Origin of the sequence: Corynebacterium sp. 21KM1197 (assembly GCF_033783015.1) — a bacterium.
Classification (GTDB): domain Bacteria; phylum Actinomycetota; class Actinomycetes; order Mycobacteriales; family Mycobacteriaceae; genus Corynebacterium.
The window spans coordinates 1231991-1251445 of sequence record NZ_CP123907.1 but is presented as its reverse complement, the minus strand read 5'-3'; the positions used below and the strand labels follow the sequence as shown (position 1 = coordinate 1251445).

18 protein-coding genes are annotated in these 19455 nt (G+C 67.4%); 16 read left to right on the top strand and 2 right to left on the bottom strand.

The features are described from left to right. Positions 1-2 precede the first annotated feature (2 nt). Complete coding sequence (locus OLW90_RS06070) at positions 3-461, bottom strand: YbjN domain-containing protein (RefSeq protein WP_319649187.1); 459 nt, start codon at positions 459-461, stop codon at positions 3-5. Further along, positions 462-986 carry a YbjN domain-containing protein gene (locus OLW90_RS06065; protein ID WP_319649185.1) on the bottom strand — a complete coding sequence of 175 codons (525 nt, stop codon included), beginning with the start codon at positions 984-986 and terminating at the stop codon, positions 462-464. A 254-nt stretch (positions 987-1240) separates the two neighbouring features. Here OLW90_RS06065 and carA point away from each other — a divergent pair, with 254 nt between their 5' ends. From carA to OLW90_RS05985, 16 genes are all read left to right on the top strand, one after another. Then, positions 1241-2434 (top strand): glutamine-hydrolyzing carbamoyl-phosphate synthase small subunit, encoded by a 1194-nt coding sequence (gene carA, locus OLW90_RS06060; RefSeq protein WP_319649183.1) that lies wholly within the window; start codon positions 1241-1243, stop codon positions 2432-2434. A 30-nt stretch (positions 2435-2464) separates the two neighbouring features. Continuing rightward, entirely contained in the window at positions 2465-5806 is a 3342-nt protein-coding gene (gene carB, locus OLW90_RS06055; protein ID WP_319649181.1) for a carbamoyl-phosphate synthase large subunit, read from the top strand. After that, the gene (gene pyrF, locus OLW90_RS06050) at positions 5803-6624 is read left to right on the top strand and encodes an orotidine-5'-phosphate decarboxylase (protein ID WP_319649179.1); all 822 of its coding nucleotides are present in this window, start codon (positions 5803-5805) and stop codon (positions 6622-6624) included. Before carB ends, pyrF begins: the two co-directional genes overlap by 4 nt. A gap of 204 nt (positions 6625-6828) precedes the next feature. Beyond that, positions 6829-7152 carry an integration host factor, actinobacterial type gene (gene mihF / locus OLW90_RS06045; protein ID WP_055121827.1) on the top strand — a complete coding sequence of 108 codons (324 nt, stop codon included), beginning with the start codon at positions 6829-6831 and terminating at the stop codon, positions 7150-7152. Between the two features lie 3 nt (positions 7153-7155). Beyond that, a complete protein-coding gene (gene gmk / locus OLW90_RS06040) occupies positions 7156-7728 on the top strand; it encodes a guanylate kinase (RefSeq protein WP_319649175.1) in 573 nt (190 codons plus the stop codon). A 62-nt stretch (positions 7729-7790) separates the two neighbouring features. Further along, complete coding sequence (gene rpoZ / locus OLW90_RS06035) at positions 7791-8081, top strand: DNA-directed RNA polymerase subunit omega (protein WP_319649173.1); 291 nt, start codon at positions 7791-7793, stop codon at positions 8079-8081. A gap of 115 nt (positions 8082-8196) precedes the next feature. Further along, a complete protein-coding gene (coaBC, locus tag OLW90_RS06030) occupies positions 8197-9528 on the top strand; it encodes a bifunctional phosphopantothenoylcysteine decarboxylase/phosphopantothenate--cysteine ligase CoaBC (protein ID WP_319649171.1) in 1332 nt (443 codons plus the stop codon). Positions 9529-9587: 59 nt separating this feature from the next. Continuing rightward, positions 9588-10811: a methionine adenosyltransferase gene (metK, locus tag OLW90_RS06025; RefSeq protein WP_319649169.1), complete on the top strand. Its 1224-nt coding sequence runs from the start codon at positions 9588-9590 to the stop codon at positions 10809-10811. An 11-nt stretch (positions 10812-10822) separates the two neighbouring features. Then, the gene (locus OLW90_RS06020) at positions 10823-12859 is read left to right on the top strand and encodes a primosomal protein N' (RefSeq protein WP_319649167.1); all 2037 of its coding nucleotides are present in this window, start codon (positions 10823-10825) and stop codon (positions 12857-12859) included. A 19-nt stretch (positions 12860-12878) separates the two neighbouring features. Next, positions 12879-13397, top strand: a complete 519-nt coding sequence (def, locus tag OLW90_RS06015; protein WP_319649165.1) for a peptide deformylase — start codon at positions 12879-12881, stop codon at positions 13395-13397. Continuing rightward, positions 13398-14342 (top strand): methionyl-tRNA formyltransferase, encoded by a 945-nt coding sequence (fmt, locus tag OLW90_RS06010; RefSeq protein ID WP_319649163.1) that lies wholly within the window; start codon positions 13398-13400, stop codon positions 14340-14342. Further along, on the top strand, positions 14339-15865 hold the full coding sequence (locus tag OLW90_RS06005) for an RsmB/NOP family class I SAM-dependent RNA methyltransferase (RefSeq protein WP_413464454.1): 1527 nt from the start codon (positions 14339-14341) through the stop codon (positions 15863-15865). Before fmt ends, OLW90_RS06005 begins: the two co-directional genes overlap by 4 nt. A gap of 18 nt (positions 15866-15883) precedes the next feature. Next, a complete protein-coding gene (gene rpe / locus OLW90_RS06000) occupies positions 15884-16543 on the top strand; it encodes a ribulose-phosphate 3-epimerase (protein ID WP_319649161.1) in 660 nt (219 codons plus the stop codon). Then, a complete protein-coding gene (ribD, locus tag OLW90_RS05995; protein ID WP_319649159.1) occupies positions 16540-17532 on the top strand; it encodes a bifunctional diaminohydroxyphosphoribosylaminopyrimidine deaminase/5-amino-6-(5-phosphoribosylamino)uracil reductase RibD in 993 nt (330 codons plus the stop codon). Before rpe ends, ribD begins: the two co-directional genes overlap by 4 nt. After that, the gene (locus OLW90_RS05990; protein WP_319649157.1) at positions 17532-18146 is read left to right on the top strand and encodes a riboflavin synthase; all 615 of its coding nucleotides are present in this window, start codon (positions 17532-17534) and stop codon (positions 18144-18146) included. The genes ribD and OLW90_RS05990 overlap by 1 nt, the downstream gene beginning before the upstream one ends. Before the next feature lie 16 nt (positions 18147-18162). After that, positions 18163-19449, top strand: a complete 1287-nt coding sequence (locus OLW90_RS05985) for a bifunctional 3,4-dihydroxy-2-butanone-4-phosphate synthase/GTP cyclohydrolase II (RefSeq protein WP_413464504.1) — start codon at positions 18163-18165, stop codon at positions 19447-19449. The last annotated feature ends 6 nt before the right edge of the window (positions 19450-19455 follow it).

The following is a 19455-nucleotide window of genomic DNA, read 5'->3' as shown; positions in this document are numbered from 1 at the left end:
GCCTAATCCGCCTGGTTTTCCGTGCTCTGGTCCTGCTGGGTGAGCAAACCCTCGGCGGCCTGGGCCACGCGATCCTGGCCCGCAAGAACCTCGTCCACGGCCCCGCGCAGGGCGGCGGTGAGTTGTTCATCGGAGATACCTGCGGCAATGGGAAGATCGCACTCGGTGCGCACCACCAGGTTTTCCTCCCGGTCGGCCACCACGGCCTTGACCCCAAAGCCCGAGCAGTTCACCTGGTTGGCCGCCAGGTGCAGGGTGGGAATACCGGAGTCGGAGGCGAGGTCGGTGGGGTTATCGGCGCGCACGATGAGCACCGAGTTCAGCAGGGCAAAGGTCACCCGGAAGCCGTTGAGGTTGGCCGTGCCCACGTTGGGATCCTCGGTGGGCCACAGCGTGATATTAAAGCCCTTCATGGCTTCCGTCACGCGCTCGAAGGTCAGGGCGGGAATTTGCTCGGTCATTTACTTCTCCTCCTCGATGTCCTCGTTGCTGTGGCCTGTGCCCTCCGTGCTGTTTGTGCCGTGGTTTTCGTGCGGCTGATCCCAGGTGATCGCCTCGGGGAACTGGGCCTCAAGCCACTGGAAGCAGGCCACGATGGAGTCCAGGGTGGACATCACAAAGGCCCCCGTCTGGTTGCGGCTGAGGCCGTGGGCGATGTGGAGGCGTCGGCAAGCAGAAAAGGCGAGCGTGCCGGGGGCGGACTCGAAGAAGCGCAGGGTGGGGGCGAGTTGCGTGAGGTTCCATTCATTGACGGCGGCCAGGGCCGTGGCGGCGCGCTGGGCGTCCACCTGGCCGCGCCACATGGAGTCGCACAGCAGGTAATCGCCCTCGATGGCAAAGGATACGGCGGCGTTGGTAAAGCCGGTGCGCACCATCGGCGCGGGGTCCTGTTGCAGCCGGTAATCGAGGTTTTCCGCCTCCAAGATGTCCACCACGGACTGCTCGGATACGGGGGCGATGGGGGTGTCGTGTTCGGGGTGAGTCACGCATCTCCTTGGGGTATGGCTTAAGAAACGGTCTGGGCACCACTGTAGCCAAGTCGCGGTGATATGCTTGCGGGGATCCTTTTTGGCGAGGGTCATCATGGTTAATCACTGGACATCCTTTAAGGGCCGCACAGAGAGGCGGGAAAGGAGGTCACGATGAGTCAGACGCGCGCGCAAGGCGTCGTCGTGCCCATCGCGCACCGGCACACCAGCTGCGTGAAGGCAGCGGTACATCATGGGGGAGGGTTAGCATAATGGGGGATAAGAAGCAGCAGCCCAGCACGCATAACCGAAAGGTCAATACTGTGACGTCTACACCGCCCGTTCCCGCCGTTTTGGTGCTTGCCGACGGCCGCTCCTTCCGCGGATACAGCCTGGGCAAGGTGGGTTCCACCTTGGGCGAGGCCGTGTTCACCACCGGCATGACCGGCTACCAGGAGACCATGACCGACCCCTCCTACCACCGGCAGATCGTGGTGGCCACGGCCCCGCAGATCGGCAACACCGGCTGGAACGATGAGGACGATGAATCCCGTGATCGCGGCATCTGGGTGGCGGGCCTGGTGATCCGCGATCTCTCCGCTCGGGTATCCAACTGGCGGGCCTCCCGCAGTCTGAGCGAGGAGATGGAGAAGCAGGGGATCGTGGGTATTCGCGGCGTGGACACTCGCACCGTGGTGCGCCACCTGCGCGATAAGGGTTCGGTAGCCGCCGGTATCTTCTCCGGCGCGGAGGCCGAGCGCCCGGTGGAGGAACTGGTGCGCCTGGTGGCGGGGCAGGACGCGATGGAGGGTGCGGATCTTTCCGCGCAGGTGAGCACCCAGGAGCCCTACGTGGTGGAGCCGGAGGGCGAGCACCGCTACACGGTGGTGGCCTTTGATATGGGCATCAAGACCAATACCCCGCGCAACTTCGCCGCTCGCGGCGTGCGCACCGTGGTGGTGCCCTCCACCGCCACCTGGGCGGACATCGAGCAGTACCGCCCAGACGGGGTCTTTGTGTCCAACGGCCCCGGCGATCCCGCCACCGCCGATGACATGGTGGCCGTGGTGCGCGAGGTGCTGGGAAAGAAGATCCCGTTCTTTGGCATCTGCTTTGGCAACCAGATCCTGGGTCGCGCCCTGGGCATGGAGACGTACAAGATGAAGTTTGGGCACCGGGGGATTAACGTCCCGGTGCTCAACGTGGTCACCGGAAAGATTGACATCACCTCCCAGAACCACGGCTTTGCGCTCAAGGGCAAGGCGGGGGAGGTCTTTGACACGGACTTTGGCCCGGCCAAGGTCACCCACGTGTGCCTCAACGATGACGTGGTGGAGGGCGTAGCCCTGGAAAACGGCCTGGCGTATTCGGTGCAATACCACCCGGAGGCCGCCGCCGGCCCGCATGATGCCAGCCCGCTGTTCGATCAGTTCATTGATCTCATGGCCGAGCACGCCCAGAAGTAAGCAGACCAGGAAGGTAAGTTAAGGAATCTCATGCCCAAGCGCAACGATATTAATCACGTCCTGGTCATCGGCTCCGGGCCCATCGTGATCGGCCAGGCCTGCGAGTTCGATTATTCCGGCACCCAGGCCTGCCGCGTGCTCAAGGAGGAGGGCCTGCGGGTCACCCTGATTAACTCCAACCCGGCCACGATCATGACGGACCCGGAGTTCGCGGATCACACCTACGTGGAGCCGATCACCCCGGAGTACATCGACAAGATCTTTGCCAAGGAGGCCGAGCAGGGCCACCCCATCGACGCGGTGCTGGCCACCCTGGGTGGGCAGACGGCGCTGAACGCCGCCATTCAGTTGGATCGCCAGGGCATCCTGGAGAAGTACGGCGTGGAACTCATCGGCGCCGATATTGAGGCCATCGAGCGCGGCGAGGATCGCCAGAAGTTTAAGGACATCGTGGCCTCCATCGGTGGCGAGTCCGCGCGCTCGCGCGTGTGCCACAGCATGGAGGAGGTGCACGAGACGGTGGCGGAGCTGGGCCTGCCGGTGGTGGTGCGCCCCAGTTTCACGATGGGCGGCCTGGGTTCCGGCCTAGCCTTTGATGAGGAGGACCTGGAGCGCATCGCCGGTGGCGGCCTTGCGGCCTCCCCGGAGGCCAACGTGCTCATCGAGGAATCCATCCTCGGCTGGAAGGAATACGAGCTAGAACTCATGCGCGATGGGGACGATAACGTGGTGGTTATCGCCTCCATCGAGAACGTGGACGCCCTGGGCGTGCACACCGGCGATTCCGTGACGGTGGCCCCGGCGATGACGCTCACGGACCGCGAGTACCAGAAGATGCGCGATCAGGGCATCGCGATCATCCGCGAGGTGGGCGTGGACACCGGCGGCTGCAACATTCAGTTCGCCCTCAATCCCCGCGATGGTCGCCTGATCACCATTGAGATGAACCCGCGCGTATCGCGTTCCTCGGCGCTGGCCTCCAAGGCCACGGGCTTCCCCATCGCCAAGATCGCCGCCAAGCTCGCCATCGGCTACACCCTCGATGAGATCACCAATGACATCACGGGAGTCACCCCGGCGGCTTTTGAGCCCACCCTGGACTACGTGATCGTCAAGGCCCCGCGCTTTGCCTTTGAGAAGTTCGTGGGTTCCGATGACACCTTGACCACCACCATGAAGTCCGTGGGCGAGGCGATGGGCATCGGCCGTAATTACATCGCGGGTCTGAACAAGGTCATGCGCTCCCTGGAGCAGAAGCAGGCCGGTTTCTGGACCGCACCCGACCCGGAGTTCGGTTCCGTGGAGGAGGTGCTGGCGGACCTGCGGCGGCCCACCGAGGGGCGCATGTATGACGTGGAACTGGCGCTGCGCTGGGGAGCCAGCATCGAGCAGATTCACGAGGCCTCCGGCATCGACCCCTGGTTCCTGGCGGAACTGGCGGAACTGGTGTCCTTCCGCGAGGAACTCACCCAGGCTCAGGTGCTCACCGAGGATCTGCTGCGCCGCGCCAAGGTCTTTGGGCTTTCCGACGCCCAGATTGCCCGCCTGCGTCCCGAGTTCGCCGGGGAGGAGGGCGTGCGCCGCCTGCGCTGGTCGCTGGGTATTCGCCCGGTGTACAAGACGGTGGATACCTGCGCCGCGGAGTTCGAGGCTCGCACCCCATATCACTACTCCGCCTATGAGTTGGACCCGGCCGCGGAGTCCGAGGTGACCCCGCAGCGGGATAAGGAGAAGGTCATCATCCTGGGCTCCGGGCCCAACCGCATCGGGCAGGGCATCGAGTTCGATTATTCCTGCGTGCACGCGGCCCTGGAACTGTCCCGGGTGGGGTATGAGACGGTGATGGTCAATTGCAACCCGGAGACCGTGTCCACGGACTATGACACCGCCGATCGCCTCTACTTCGAGCCGCTGACCTTCGAGGACGTCATGGAGGTGTACCACGCGGAGAGCCAGTCCGGCACGGTGGCGGGCGTAATCGTGCAGCTCGGCGGGCAAACGCCCCTGGGCCTGGCCGAGCGCCTGGAGGCCGCGGGGGTGCCGGTGGTGGGCACCACGCCGGAGTCCATCAACCTGGCCGAGGATCGCGGCGAGTTCGGTGAGGTGCTGCGCCGCGCCGAGCTTCCGGCCCCGGCCTTTGGCACCGCGACGTCGTTTAGCGAGGCCCGCGAGGTCGCCGCCACCATCGGCTACCCGGTGCTCGTGCGTCCCTCCTACGTGCTGGGCGGGCGCGGCATGGAGATCGTCTACGACGAGTCCTCCTTGAGCAGTTACATCGAGCGCGCCACGGAACTCACCTCCGATCACCCGGTGCTGGTGGATCGCTTCCTGGACAACGCCATCGAGATTGACGTGGACGCGCTCTCCGATGGCACCGAGGTGTACCTGGCCGGTGTGATGGAGCACATCGAGGAGGCCGGTATCCACTCCGGCGATTCCGCCTGTGCGCTGCCGCCCATGACTCTGGGCCCGGAGGACATCGAGAAGGTGCGCCGTTCCACGGCGGCCCTGGCGCAGGGGATCGGCGTGAAGGGCCTGATGAACGTGCAGTACGCCCTCAAGGACGATATTTTGTACGTCATCGAGGCCAATCCGCGTGCCTCCCGCACCGTGCCCTTTGTGTCCAAGGCCACCGGCGTGCACCTGGCCAAGGCGGCTTCCCGGATCATGATGGGGGCCACCCTCGCGGAACTGCGCGCCGAGGGCATGATCCCCACCGAGTACGATGGCGGCTCCTTGCCTATCGACGCCCCCATCGCCGTCAAGGAGGCGGTGCTGCCGTTCAACCGCTTCCGTCGCCCGGACGGCACCATGCTGGACACCCTGCTCAGCCCGGAGATGAAGTCCACCGGCGAGGTCATGGGCGTGGCCACGAACTTCGGCGCCGCCTATGCCAAGGCGGAGGCCGCGGCCTTCGGCGGCCTGCCCACCGAGGGCACGGTGTTCGTCTCCGTGGCCAACCGGGATAAGCGCACCCTGATCTTCCCCATTCAGCGACTGGCCTCCCTGGGCTTCAAGATCCTGGCCACCGCCGGTACGGCGAGCATGTTGCGCCGCAACGGCATCGAGTGCGAGGAGGTGCTCAAGGGCTCCGATATTCGCGCCGGCGCGGAAGGCCGCTCCATCCTGGATCGAATCCGCGCGGGTGAGATGGACCTCATCCTCAATACCCCCGCTGGTTCCTCCGGTGCACGCCACGATGGATACGACATCCGCGCGGCCGCTGTGAACGTGGGCGTACCCGCGGTGACCACCGTGCAGGGCGTGACCGCCGCCGTGCAGGGCATCGAGGCGCTGCGCGGCGAGGGCTTTGCCGTGCGCGCTCTCCAGGAATTGGAGCACACCCCGGCGGCAAAGGCGGCGGAGAAGTGATCCCGACCTTTGGCGATCGCCTCGCCCAGCTTGCCGAGCAGCGCGGCCGCCTGTGCGTGGGCATTGACCCCCACCCGGGGCTCCTGGAGTCCTGGGGGCTGGGCGATACCGTAGCGGGCCTGGCGGAGTTTTCCCGCCGCTGCGTGGAGGCCTTTGGCTCCACGGTCTGCCTGGTCAAGCCCCAGGTGGCGTTTTATGAGCGCTTTGGGGCCGCTGGCTTTGCGGTGTTGGAGGAGACCATTGCCGGGCTTAGGGCCCAGGGAGCGCTCGTGGTGGCGGACGCCAAGCGCGGGGACATCGGCTCCACCATGGCGGGGTACGCCTCTGCCTGGCTGGACGATGCCTCACCCCTGTGCAGCGATGCCGTGACTGTCTCTCCCTACCTGGGCGTGGGGGCCTTGGAGCCCGCTTTTGAGCGCGCGGAGGCCACCGGCAGGGGAGTCTTTGTCCTCGCGGCCACCTCCAACCCGGAGGCCCGCGCCTTGCAGGGGCACACGGACGCGGAGGGGCGCAGCATTGCGCAGCAGGTGGTAGACGAGGTGGCGCGGCGTAACGCCGCCCATACCGCCCTGGGCAACCTCGGCGTGGTGGTGGGCGCGACGGTGACGCAGGCACCGGATTGTCAGCGGCTTGGCGGCCCGGTGCTCATGCCAGGCGTGGGGGCGCAGGGCGGTAGTGCCAGCGACGTGGCGCAAATCATGGGAGCGCGCACGGATTTGGCCTATCCCAATGTGTCTCGCGCCGTGCTTGGCGCGGGGCCGGAGGTTTCTGACCTGCGTAAAGCCGCGGAATCTTTTGGTTCTGACCTTAATTGCTAACCGCGTGTCAGTCCGGTGCGTTTGCCCTGCTACTTTAGGGGAAGTTGTGCCGGAATCTCCCGCTCGATACCCCGTCTGCCCTGCGCCGATTGCGGTGGCCCGCCCCCAGCGGTGTTACACTGATCGAACATCGGCGTGAGGTAGCGATGGTATTCCAGGCACACCGCCGAAAAGAAAGAAACAAAAACGAACTGGAGGAACCCCGTGGCCCTTCCGAAGCTGACCGATGAGCAGCGCAAGGAAGCCCTTGCTAAGGCTGCCGAAGCCCGCAAGGCCCGTGCTGAGCTGAAGGAAAAGCTCAAGCGCGGTGACATGACCCTGAAGGAAGTTCTGGATAAGGCCCAGGACGATGAGATCGTGGGTAAGACCAAGGTGTCTGCGCTCCTGGAGGCGCTGCCGAAGGTGGGCAAGGTCAAGGCCAAGGAGATCATGGAGGAGCTGGAGATCGCCCCCACCCGCCGCCTGCGCGGCCTGGGCGAGCGCCAGCGTCGCGCGCTGTTGGATCGCTTCGGCTACACCGAGGAATAATTCATGGTCGGCGAGAACCCCCGGGGCCAGTTAGTCGTGTTGGCTGGCCCCTCTGCCGTGGGCAAGTCCACGGTGGTTCATCGCCTCCGCGGGAGCGTCAGCGATCTGTACTTCAGCGTCTCCATGACCACCCGCAGCCCGCGTCCGGGCGAGGTGGACGGGGTGGACTACTTTTATGTCACCCCGGAGGAGTTCCAGGAGCGCATTGATAAGGGTGAAATGCTGGAGTGGGCCGATATTCATGGCGGCCTGCAACGCTCCGGCACCCCGGCGGCTCCGGTGGAGCAGGCGCTGTCCGAGGGCCGTCCCGTCCTCGTTGAGGTGGACCTGGTGGGTGCCCGTAACGTCAAGGCGATGATGCCCGAGGCCACCACCGTGTTTCTGGCCCCGCCGTCCTGGGAGGTGCTCGTGGAGCGCCTCACGGGGCGGGGTACGGAGCCGGAGGACGTGATTGCCCGCCGCCTGGATACGGCGCGCGGGGAGTTGGCCGCGATGGACGAGTTCGATCAGGTGGTGGTCAATGATGACATTGATACCGCCGTGGCCGCCATCGGTGGTATCCTGCGGGGCGAGTAGTGTGGGGTGGCGCCGTGGCGCATACCCCGAGGAATCTTTTTCTACTGATGAATAAGGTGTAAGTGACAAACGTGAGTAACGGGACCGAGAAGAAGCAGCCGGTTTTTGACCCGCCGGTGGGTATTACCGATCCGCCGATTGACAGCCTTTTGGAAAAGGTCTCCTCCAAGTATGCCCTCGTGATCTACGCCGCCAAGCGCGCGCGCCAGATCAACAGCTACTACCAGCAGGCCGATGAGGGCGTCTTTGAGTTCATCGGCCCGCTCGTGACCCCGGAGGCCGGGGAGAAGCCGCTGTCTATCGCCCTGCGTGAGATTGACGGCGATCTCCTGGAGCACGAGGAAGGCCGTTAGGCTTTCCGGCTCTCCCCGCATCAAGGCCGCTTACCCGCACCGGGTGGCGGCCTTTTGCGTTGCCCATCGTCGGGCGGTGGCAGGTGGCGGTAACGCCTGTAGAGTCGAGGCGGATATGCGCGGCGGGCCCGGCCTGGCGGCGACTGAAGGATCATGCGGAAAGGACACGAGCAGCGTGAAGATCATCGTGGGAGTGGCCGGGGGGATCGCGGCCTATAAGGCCTGCCACCTGGTGCGTAACTTCAAGGAATCCGGCGATGAGGTGCGCGTTATTCCCACCCCCAGCGCGCTGAACTTCGTGGGCGCGGCGACGTTTGAGGCGTTATCCGGTAACCCGGTGAGCACCTCCGTGTTCGAGGCGGTCGATGAGGTACAGCATGTGCGGCTGGGCCAGGAGGCGGACGCCGTGGTGATCGCGCCCGCCACCGCCGATCTTCTGGCCAGGCTGGCCGGGGGGCGCTCCGATGATCTGCTGAGCGCCACGGTGCTGGTGGCCACCTGCCCGGTGATCGTGGCCCCGGCCATGCACACGGAGATGTGGTTGAACGCCGCAACCCAGGCGAACGTCGCCACGCTGCGCAGCCGGGGAATCACGGTGCTGGAACCGGCCTCCGGCCGCCTCACGGGGGTAGATAGCGGCCCGGGGCGGCTGCCGGAGCCGGAACAGATCGCGGATCTGGCGCGCATGGTGATCGCCGGGGCGCGGTTGCCGCGCGATATGGAGGGAAGGCGCGTGCTGATTACCGCCGGCGGCACCCAAGAGAATCTTGACCCCGTGCGTTACCTGGGCAATAGGTCCTCCGGGCGGCAGGGCTTTGCGCTCGCGGAGGTGGCGGCGCAGCGCGGGGCACAGGTGCACCTGATCGCCGGGGCCACGGAGGATATGCCCGCGCCGATCGGCGCCCGGGTGCAGCGCGTGGTATCCACCAGGGAGATGGCACAGGCGGTGGCGGAGCACGCCCCGCACGCCGACGCGATCATCATGGCGGCGGCGGTGGCCGATTTCCGTCCGGCCGAGCAGGCCGGGGCGAAGATGAAAAAGGGCGGCGACGATGAGGCCCTGAGCGCGCTGCGCCTGGTGGAGAACCCTGATATTCTACGCAGCGCGGTGCAGGCCCGGGAGCGCGGCGAGATACCCGCGCACGTGGTGATCGCCGGGTTTGCGGCGGAGACCGGCGATGATACCCATTCCGCCCTGGATTACGGCCTGGCCAAGTTGGAGCGCAAGGGCTGCGACATGCTCATGTGCAACGAGGTGGGCGTGGGCAAGGTCTTTGGGGAGCGGCGGAATCGCGGCTGGCTGCTGCGCTCCCGGAGCACCGGGAGCGGGGAAGGGGAGACGGCCACCCCAGAAGTCACCGAGTTGGCCGATGGCAGCAAGCATGAGATCGCCGGGGCGTACCTTGATACGCTCAACGTGGCAGTTCAGGCGAGGGTCTTGCAGTAATAGACCGCTTGGTCTAATCTGACGTAATAGTTCATTTCCGGGCAGTAAAGGAACAATCCGTGGCACCTACCCCGCGCTCCGTGCGGCTTTTTACCAGCGAGTCCGTCACCGAGGGGCATCCCGATAAAATCTGCGACGCCGTCTCTGACACCATCTTGGACGCCATCTTGCGGGAGGACGCCCACGCCCACGTGGCGGTGGAGACGCTGGTGACCACCGGGCAGGTGCACGTGGTGGGGGAGGTACGCACCACCGGCTACGTGGATATACCCAGCCTGGTGCGCAGCACCCTGGTGCGCATTGGCTTTACCTCCTCCGACGTGGGCTTTGACGGCACCACCTGCGGGGTGAATATCGCCATCGGGGAGCAGTCCGCGGAGATCGGGCACGGGGTGGATACCTCCCAGGAGATGCGCTCCGGGGGGCACTACGAGGATGATGATCAGGCCGGTGCCGGTGACCAGGGCCTCATGTTTGGCTACGCCAGCAACGAGACCGCCGAATACATGCCGCTGCCCATCGCCCTGGCGCACCGCCTTTCCCGGCGGCTCTCCCAGGTGCGCAAGGAGGGGATCGTCCCGCACCTGCGCCCCGATGGCAAGACCCAGGTGACCTTCGCCTACGACGATTCCGGCCAGCCCCTTTACCTGGACACCGTGGTGATCTCTACCCAGCACGATCCCGAGGTGGATTCCGCCTGGTTGGAGGCGCAGTTGCGCCCGCACGTGCTGGACTGGGTGATCAATGACGCCGGTCTGGCGAACTTCCTCACCGAGGACCTCACCCTGCTCATCAATCCCTCGGGTTCGTTTACCCTGGGCGGGCCGATGGGGGACGCGGGCCTGACCGGGCGCAAGATCATCGTGGATACCTACGGCGGCATGGCGCGCCACGGCGGCGGAGCCTTCTCCGGCAAGGATCCCAGCAAGGTGGATCGTTCCGGGGCCTACGCTATGCGGTGGGTGGCCAAGAACATCGTGGCGGCGGGCCTGGCGGATCGCGCGGAGGTGCAGGTGGCCTACGCCATTGGCCGGGCCACCCCGGTGGGGCTGTACGTGGAGACCTTCGGCACCGCCAAGGAGGGCCTAAGCGATGTGGATATTCAGCGCGCGGTGAGCGAGGTCTTTGATCTGCGCCCCGCCGCGATTATCCGCGAGTTGGATCTTCTCCGCCCCATCTATGCGCCCACGGCGGCCTATGGTCACTTTGGCCGCACGGACGTGGATTTCCCCTGGGAGAGCACCCAGCGAGCCCCCCTCCTGCGGCAGGCCGCAGGCCTGTAAAATCGGCCAGCATGGCCACCTCACCCCGCGTTCCCGCAGCACAGCAGCCGGTGGCGCGGGTTTTGCCGCTCCTGGGCCTGGCGCACCTGGATCGGCTCTTTGATTATCAGGTCTCCGAGGAACAATCCGCGCAGGCCCAGCCGGGGGTGCGGGTGCGGATTCGCTTTGCCGGGAGGCTCGTGGATGCGCTGCTCATCGAGCGATCGGAGGAGACCGATCACGCGGGGCAGTTGCGCTACATCGAGCGCGTGATCTCCCCGGAGGTGGTGTACCCGGAGCAGACGCGCCGCCTGGTGGATTCCCTGTGCGCCCGGTACGCGGGAACGCGTTCGGATCTCATTCGGGCGGCGATCCCCGCCCGCCACGCCGCCGCCGAGGCCACCGATACGCACACCCCCTGGGAGGAACTGGGCCAGGCCCAGGAGCCCGATCTTTCCGCGTGGTCGGCCTACGAGCATGGGGAGTCCTTTGTGGACGCGGTGCTGGCGCGCCAGCGCGCGCGGGTGGCCTGGCAGATCGCCCCCGGCGATGATTGGGCCGCAGCCCTGGCCTGCCTGGCCGCCAAGGTGGCCCTGGGCGGCGGCGGGGTGCTCATCGTGGTGCCCGATCAAAGCGACGTGGATGCCCTTGAGGCGGCGCTGCGGGAATACGTGGGGCCCAAGCAGATCACCGCGCTGGGGGCCTCCCTGGGGCCGCAGGCGCGGTATCGGCGCTTTCTTTCCATCCTGCACGGCCAGGGCCGGTTGGTCATCGGCACGCGCTCGGCGGCCTTTGCCCCGGTGGCCAACCTCCAGTTGGCGGTGGTTCTCTTTGATGGGGATGAAAACCACGTGGACCCCCGCGCCCCCTACGCGCACTCCCGGGAGGTGCTCACCACCAGGGTGGCGGCCACGGAGGCGTCGTTGATCATCGCGGGGCACGCGCGCACCGCCGAGGCACAGTTGTTGGTGGAATCGGGCTGGGCGCACGATCTGGTGGCGGGCCGGGAGACCCTGCGCGTGCGCATGCCCAGGGTGCAGGCGGTGGCGGATTCCGATTTTGAGCTGGCCAAGGATCCCCTGGCGCGCTCCGCGCGGATTCCCGCCGTGGCCTTTCGCGCGCTGCGTGAGGGATTGGCGGCAGGCAAGCCGGTGCTGGTACACACCCCGCGCAAGGGCTATATCCCCACCCTGGCCTGTCGCCAGTGCCGAGCCCCGGCGCGGTGTCGCCACTGCAACGGCCCCGTAGGGCTGCCCACGCACCAGCAGGGAGGGAACGAGGCCACCGTGCCCACGTGCCGATGGTGCGGGCGGCCGGACGCGCGTTATCGCTGCCCGCAGTGCGGTTCTGCCTCCCTGCGGGCGGTGGTGCTGGGCAATCAGCGCACGGCCGAGGAACTGGGCCGGGCCTTTCCCTCGGTGCGGGTGATTTCCTCGGGAGGAAACCAGCAGCACCGGGAGATTCCCCACGCCCCAGCCCTGGTGGTGGCCACGCCGGGGGCGGAGCCGCGCGTGGCCGAGGGGGGACGCTACGGCGCTGCGGTGCTGCTGGATACCTGGGCGCTGCTGGGGCGGCAGGATCTGCGCGCCACGGAGGAGGCCCTGGCCAAGTGGGTGGCGGTGGCCACCCTGGTGGAGCCGCACCGTAAGGGCGGGCAGGTGGTGGTGGTGGCCGATCCCTCCCTGGCGGTGGTGCAGCACCTGATTCGCTGGGACATGCCGGGGGCCGCCGCGCGGGAGTTGGCGCAGCGCCGCGAGGTCGGTTTTCCCCCGGCGGTGCACATGGCGGCTATCGACGGCGCAGCGGCGGCCGTCGATAGCCTGCTCAAGGAGGCACGCCTGCCGAAGAACGCGGACGTGCTCGGCCCGGTGGACCTGCCCCCCGGCGAGCACCTGCCGGGGGAGTACGACGAGCGTCGGTTCGGCCCCGCGCAGCGGATTCTGGTGCGCACGCCGCTGGGGCCGCGTGGGGAGCTGGGCGCGGCGCTGAAAAGTGCGATGGTGGCGAGGATCGCGCGGCGGGAGGATTTACCGCTGCGGGTGCGGGTGGACCCGGTACACATTGGCTAAGCGGATACAATGAGGCACCATGACTGTTTTGCCCATCCGCCTTTTTGGCGATCCGGTGCTCACCACTCGCGCCAGCGAGGTCACGGAGTATAACGCCGCGCTGCGCACCCTCGTGGAGGATATGACAGAGACGATGGCCGACGCGGGGGGCGTGGGCCTGGCCGCCAACCAGGTGGGCGTGCTGCGGCGCGTGTTTGTGTTTGATTGCTCGCACGTGACCGGGGGATTGCGCGGGCACGTGATTAACCCGGTGTGGGAGCCGGTGGGCGAGGAGATGGAGCAGGGGACGGAGGGCTGCCTTTCCATCCCGGATATTTCCCTGTCCATCCCGCGCTATCGCCAGGTGCGGCTCCAGGGCACGGACGTGGAGGGCAAGCCGCTGAGCATCACCGCCTCGGGCCTGCTGGCGCGGTGTATTCAACACGAGACGGATCACTTAGACGGGGTGCTGTACCTCAAGCGGGCGGCGGCGGAGGATCGCAAGGCCGCGATGGCGGAGATCCGCACCTCCGAGTGGTTTGGGAAGGGAGAAAAGTAGATGAGGCTCGTTTTTGCCGGTACCCCGGAACCCGCCGTGGTGGCGCTTCAGGCGCTGCTGGATTCCCCGCACGAGGTGGTGGCGGTGCTCACCCGGCCGGACGCCCCGCGTGGGCGCGGGCGCACCCTGCACCCCTCCCCGGTCAAGGAGCTTGCCCTGGAGCACGGCATCGAGGTGCTCACCCCGGCCACGTTGAAGCCGGGCACCGAGGACGGCGCGGCGCTGCGGGAGCGGCTACGCGAACTGGCCCCCGAGGCGATCCCGGTGGTGGCCTACGGCAACCTAATCACCCCCGATTTGCTGGACGCGGCCCCGCACGGCTGGATCAATCTGCACTTTTCCCTGCTCCCGCAGTGGCGGGGCGCGGCCCCGGTTCAGGCGGCGATCCGCGCGGGGGATCGCGCCACGGGTGCCACCACGTTCCGCATTGATGAGGGGCTGGACACCGGGGAGATCCTGGCCAGCCGCAACGAGGAGATCCGCGCGCACGATACCGCGGACGATCTGCTTACCCGCCTGGCCCACCTGGGCGCGGACCTCCTGGTGGATACCATGACCGGCCTGGAGGCCGGAACCCTGCGCCCTGAGCCCCAGGAGGGCCCGGCCACCTATGCACCCAAGATCACCACGGAGGACGCCCGCGTGAATTGGGAGGCCCCCGCCGAGGAGATCGCCAGGGCCATTCGCGCCTATACCCCGGGCCCCGGTGCGTGGACGATGGGGGGAGAACAGCGCTTTAAGATCGCCCCGGTGGAGATTCCCCTGGATACCCAGGTGCGGGGCCTGGAACCCGGGCGGATCGCCGCCGGGAAGAAGGAGGTGCTGGTGGGCACGGGCACCCACCCGGTGCGCCTGACTCGCCTGCAACCGCCGGGTAAGAAGATGATGGCGGCGGCCGATTGGGCGCGCGGCGCGCAGCCGGAGGAAGGGGCACGATTCCAGTGAGCAAGCAATCCGGGGGCTTCCGCTCCCGCTCCAAGTCCGCCGCGCAGGAGGCGCGCCGCGCCGAGGCGGAGGCCGCCGCACCCAAGCCCTCTCGGCAAAGGAACAAAACGGGTGGGGGCCGGGGGCACACCCCGCAGCGGGGAAGGCAGCGCGCCCAGCGCCCCGCCCCGGCCGTCTCGCGCGTGGATACCCCTCGGCGCGTGGCCTACCAGGTGATCGGCGCGGTGCGCGGCCAAGATGCCTACGCCAACCTCGTTCTGCCCAAGGCGCTCAAGGAACACAAGGTGCGCGGCCGGGACGCCGCCTTTGCCACGGAGATCACCTACGGCACCCTGCGCACCCAGGGGGTGCTCGACGCGGTGATCGCGGAGTGCTCCTCCAGGGAACTCTCCGCGATCGCACCCGAGGTGCTCGATGCCCTGCGCCTGGGGGCTTACCAGGTGCTTTATACCAGGGTGGAGCCGCACGCCGCCGTGGATACCAGCGTGCAATTGGTGGAGGAGGCGGGCCAGGAGAAGGCCAAGGGCTTTGCCAATGCCATCCTGCGCACCATCGCGCGCACCCCGGCGCAGGAGTGGATCACTCGCCTCACCCCGCACGGGGAGATCGCGGGGGCGGCCTTCCGCCACGCGCACCCGGAGTGGATCGCCAGATCCTTTGCCACGGCGCTGGGTGCTTTGGGTGAGGAGCCCAACGCGGAGTTGGAGGCCGCCCTGGAGGCGGACTCTCAGCGCCCCATCGTGCACCTGGTGGCCCGCCCCGGCGAGATGAGCGCGGAGGAACTGGCCCTGGTGGTGGGCGGGGAGCAGGGCAGGTACTCCCCGTACGCGGTGTATCTGGATTCCGGTGCCCCCGCGCAATTGGAGCCGGTGCGCAATGGCCTGGCCGCCGTGCAGGACGAGGGCAGCCAACTGATCGCCCGCGCCGTGGCGGAGGCCCCGGTGGAAGGCGCGGACCAGGGGCGCTGGCTGGATCTCTGCGCGGGCCCCGGCGGCAAGGCGGCCCTGCTGGGTGCCCTGGCCAGGATCGAGGAGGCCCGCGTGGACGCCGTGGAGCCCGCCGCCCACCGCGCGGAACTGGTGCGCTCGGCGGTGCGCGGACTCCCGGTGACGGTGCACGTGGCCGATGGCCGCGAGCCGGGCCTGGAGCCGGTGTATGATCGCGTGCTCGTGGACGCGCCGTGCTCCGGCTTAGGTGCTTTGCGACGCCGCCCCGAGGCCCGCTGGCGCAAGCAGGAATCCGACATCGCGGAACTCACGGTGCTGCAATACGAGCTGCTGCGCTCCGCGCTGGATCTGGCCCGCCCCGGCGGGGTGGTGGTGTATTCCACCTGTTCGCCGGATCTGCGGGAGACCCGGGGGATCGTGGATAAGGCGGTGGCGGAACTGGGCGCGGTGGAGATGAACGCCCACGGGCTTGTCTCCGGCATGGAGAATCTTGGGGAACACGCCTCCGTGCAGATGTGGCCGCACCGCCACGGCACGGACGCGATGTTCTTTGCGGTGCTCCGGCGACCTGCGTAGGCGGTTACACTGGCCCTCATGCAACACGCTCCGATCATCGCCCCCTCCATCCTCGCCGCGGACTTCTCCCGCCTGGGCGAGGAGATCGCTCGGATTTCCACGGCCGATTGGGTGCACGTGGACATCATGGACGGCCACTTCGTGCCCAACCTTTCCTTTGGCCCGGACATCACCGCCACCGTCCGCCGCCTCACGGATAAGCCCCTGGACGTGCACCTGATGATCGAGGAGCCCGAGCGCTGGGTGGAGCGCTACGCGGAGGCGGGCGCGCACACCATCATCTTCCACGTGGAGGCCACGCGGGATCACGTGGCCCTGGCCAAGAAGATAAGGGAATTGGGCGTGCGCGCGGCGTTTTCGGTCAAGCCGGGAACTCCCATCGAGCCGTACCTTGAGGATCTAGAGCACTTCGACGAGGTGCTGGTGATGTCCGTGGAGCCGGGCTTTGGCGGGCAGTCCTTCATGCCGGAGCAGTTGGATAAGGTGCGCACCCTGCGCCGGGAGATCGACGCGCGCGGCCTGAGCACCCTCATCGAGATCGATGGTGGCATCTCCGAGTCCACCATCGCGCAGGCCGCCGAGGCGGGCTGCGACGCCTTCGTGGCGGGCTCGGCGGTGTACAAGGCCGAGGACCCGGCCGCGATGGTGGACTCCCTGCGCGCGCTTGCCCAGCGATGAGCCCAAGCGACGCCACGATCACCCACGCCCTCGACCTCGCCATTCAAGCCTCCTGGGAGGTCAAGGGCACCACCAGCCCTAATCCTCCCGTGGGCGCGGCGATTATCGACGCCACCGGAAACATCGCCGGGGTGGGCGCCACCCAGCCCCCCGGCGGGGCGCACGCCGAGGTCATGGCCCTGGCTCGGGCCGGAGCGGCGGCACGGGGTGGCACCGCCGTGGTCACGCTGGAGCCCTGCAATCACACCGGGCGCACCGGCCCATGCACCCAGGCGCTGCTGCGGGCGGGCATCGCCCGGGTGTATTACGCGCACCCGGATCCCGGCGAGCGCGAGGGCGGCGGGGCCGAGGCGCTACGCAGCCAGGGAGTAGAGGTGCACCGTATTCCTGCGGAGGTGGCCCCGCTGCGGCCGTGGCTGATCGCCACGTACAGGCAGCGCCCGCACGTCACGCTGAAATTCGCCCAGACCCTCGATGGGTTTACCGCCGCGCTCGATGGCACGAGCCAGTGGATCACCGGGGAGGAGGCCCGCGCTCAGGTACATCTGGATCGCTCCCGGCGGGACGCCATCATCATCGGCACGGGAACGGCCTGGGCGGATCGTCCGGCGCTGACCGCGCGCAGGGGGGACGGGTTGTACCCGCACCAGCCGCGCCGCGTGGTCATTGGACAGAGGGCGTTGCCCGAGTACATGGCGGAACAAGGCTTTGAACAATACCCCGGAATCTCCCAAGCCCTGGCTGCGTTATGGGAGAAAGGAGACCGCGACGTGCTCATCGAGGGCGGGGCGAGGTTGGCTCGTTCCGCGCTGCACGAGGACGTGGTGGATACCCTTCAGGCCTACCTCGCCCCCGTCCTGCTGGGCGGGGGCCGGGGGGTCGTCGATAAGCCCCTGGTGGAAACGCTAGGCGCGGCGCGGCGCTGGCGCACCCGCGAGGTGCGCCGCCTGGGGCCGGATACCTGCATAGAAATGGAAAGAGGCGAGTGATGTTTACCGGGATCGTAGAGGAAATGGGCGCGGTGGTGGCCGTGGCGGAGCAGGGTGACGCGCTGCGCCTGACCATTAAGGCGCAGACCGTGCTGGATGGCACCCGCCTGGGGGATTCCATTAGTGTCAATGGCGTGTGCCTCACGGTGGCGGAGCAAGGTGAGGGAACTTTTGCCGCCGACGTCATGAGGGAATCCCTCAACCGCAGTAACCTAGGCGACCTGCGCGAGGGCTCGCGGGTGAACCTGGAACGCGCGATGGCCGTGGGGGAGCGCCTGGGCGGGCACATCGTGCAGGGGCACGTGGACGCCACCGCCACCCTGCTTAGCCGCGAGCACTCCGAACACTGGGACGTGCTGCGCTTTAGGCTCCCGGAGCAGATAGCGCGCTACGTGGTGGAAAAGGGCTCGATCACGCTCAACGGCACCTCGCTGACCGTCTCCGCGCTGGGCTCGGACTGGTTCGAGGTATCGCTCATTCCCACCACCCTGCGAGATACCACCCACGGCGCGCTGGCCCCCGGCGATCCCGTGAACATTGAGGTGGACGTTTTGGCCAAGTACGTGGAAAAGTTGCTGGCCCCCGGCGAGGGGACGGCGGCACGGGAGGGCTAAAGTGATCGACGTGACTGTGAATGCGGAGCAGAATATCCCCCTGGATAGCGTCGATGAGGCCATAGCGGACATCGCGGCGGGTAAGGCCGTGGTGGTGGTGGACAACGAGGACCGGGAGAACGAGGGCGACCTCATCTTTGCCGCCGAGAAGGCCACGCCCGAGCTGCTGGGCTTCATGGTGCGCTACACCTCGGGATATATCTGCGCTCCGCTGACCAACGCGGACGCCGATCGCCTCGGCCTGCCGCCGATGGTCAGCCGCAACGAGGACGCGCGCGGCACCGCCTACACCGTGACGGTGGACGCCGCCACCGGCACCACCGGGATCTCCGCGACCTCCCGGGCGGAGACCATTCGCCGCCTCGCGGACCCGCATTCCACCCCGGCGGAGTTCACCCGCCCCGGCCACGTGGTGCCCCTGCGCGCCCGCGACGGCGGAGTGCTGGTGCGCGATGGGCACACCGAGGCCGCCATCGACCTCGCCCGGGCCGCGGGGCTATACCCGGCGGGCGTGCTGTGCGAGATCGTCTCCGAGGAGGACCCCACGGATATGGCGCGCGGCCCGGAGCTGCGCCGCTTTGCCGATCAGCACGGCCTGCACATGATCTCCATCGACCAGCTCATCGCCTGGCGCCGCCGCCGCGATCACCTCATCGAGCGCACCGTGGAAACCGCCATGCCCACCGATCACGGTTTTTTCCGCGCCGTCGGCTTTGTCAATACCCTCAGCGGGCAGGAGCACGTGGCGCTCATCGCCGGGGAACCGGACCGCGATGGCGGCGAGGAGGTGCTGGTGCGGATTCATTCCGAGTGCCTCACCGGGGACGTCTTTGGCTCTCGACGCTGCGACTGTGGCCAGCAACTGCACAACTCCATGCGCATGGTGCAGGAAAAAGGGCGCGGAATCATCGTGTACCTGCGCGGCCAGGAGGGCCGGGGAATCGGGCTCATCGAAAAACTCAAGGCCTACGCCTTGCAGGACGAGGGGATGGATACTATCGACGCCAACCTGGCCCTGGGGCAGCCCGCAGACGCCCGCGAGTACGATACCGGCGCGCAGATCCTGCGCGACCTGGGCGTGCGCTCCCTGTCCCTCATGAGCAATAACCCCCACAAGTGCGAGGTATTAAAGGAACACGGCCTGGGGATCACCGGCCGGGTGGCCGTGCCGGTGGAGATCAACGACGATAACGCGCGCTACCTCACCACCAAGCGGGATCGCATGGGCCACGAACTGCCCGACCTCGCCCGGTGGGAGGCCGAACACGGGGTGGCCCACAGCGGCCACCCGGAAGGAGAATAAACGATC

Coding starts and splice junctions, on each gene's coding strand:
- OLW90_RS06070 (WP_319649187.1), bottom strand. CDS start 461: ATGACCGAGCAAATTCCCGCCCTGACCTTCGAGCGCGTGACGGAAGCC.
- carA (WP_319649183.1), top strand. CDS start 1,241: ATGGGGGATAAGAAGCAGCAGCCCAGCACGCATAACCGAAAGGTCAAT.
- carB (WP_319649181.1), top strand. CDS start 2,465: ATGCCCAAGCGCAACGATATTAATCACGTCCTGGTCATCGGCTCCGGG.
- gmk (WP_319649175.1), top strand. CDS start 7,156: ATGGTCGGCGAGAACCCCCGGGGCCAGTTAGTCGTGTTGGCTGGCCCC.
- coaBC (WP_319649171.1), top strand. CDS start 8,197: ATGCGCGGCGGGCCCGGCCTGGCGGCGACTGAAGGATCATGCGGAAAG.
- OLW90_RS06020 (WP_319649167.1), top strand. CDS start 10,823: ATGGCCACCTCACCCCGCGTTCCCGCAGCACAGCAGCCGGTGGCGCGG.
- def (WP_319649165.1), top strand. CDS start 12,879: ATGACTGTTTTGCCCATCCGCCTTTTTGGCGATCCGGTGCTCACCACT.
- fmt (WP_319649163.1), top strand. CDS start 13,398: ATGAGGCTCGTTTTTGCCGGTACCCCGGAACCCGCCGTGGTGGCGCTT.
- rpe (WP_319649161.1), top strand. CDS start 15,884: ATGCAACACGCTCCGATCATCGCCCCCTCCATCCTCGCCGCGGACTTC.
- ribD (WP_319649159.1), top strand. CDS start 16,540: ATGAGCCCAAGCGACGCCACGATCACCCACGCCCTCGACCTCGCCATT.
- OLW90_RS05990 (WP_319649157.1), top strand. CDS start 17,532: ATGTTTACCGGGATCGTAGAGGAAATGGGCGCGGTGGTGGCCGTGGCG.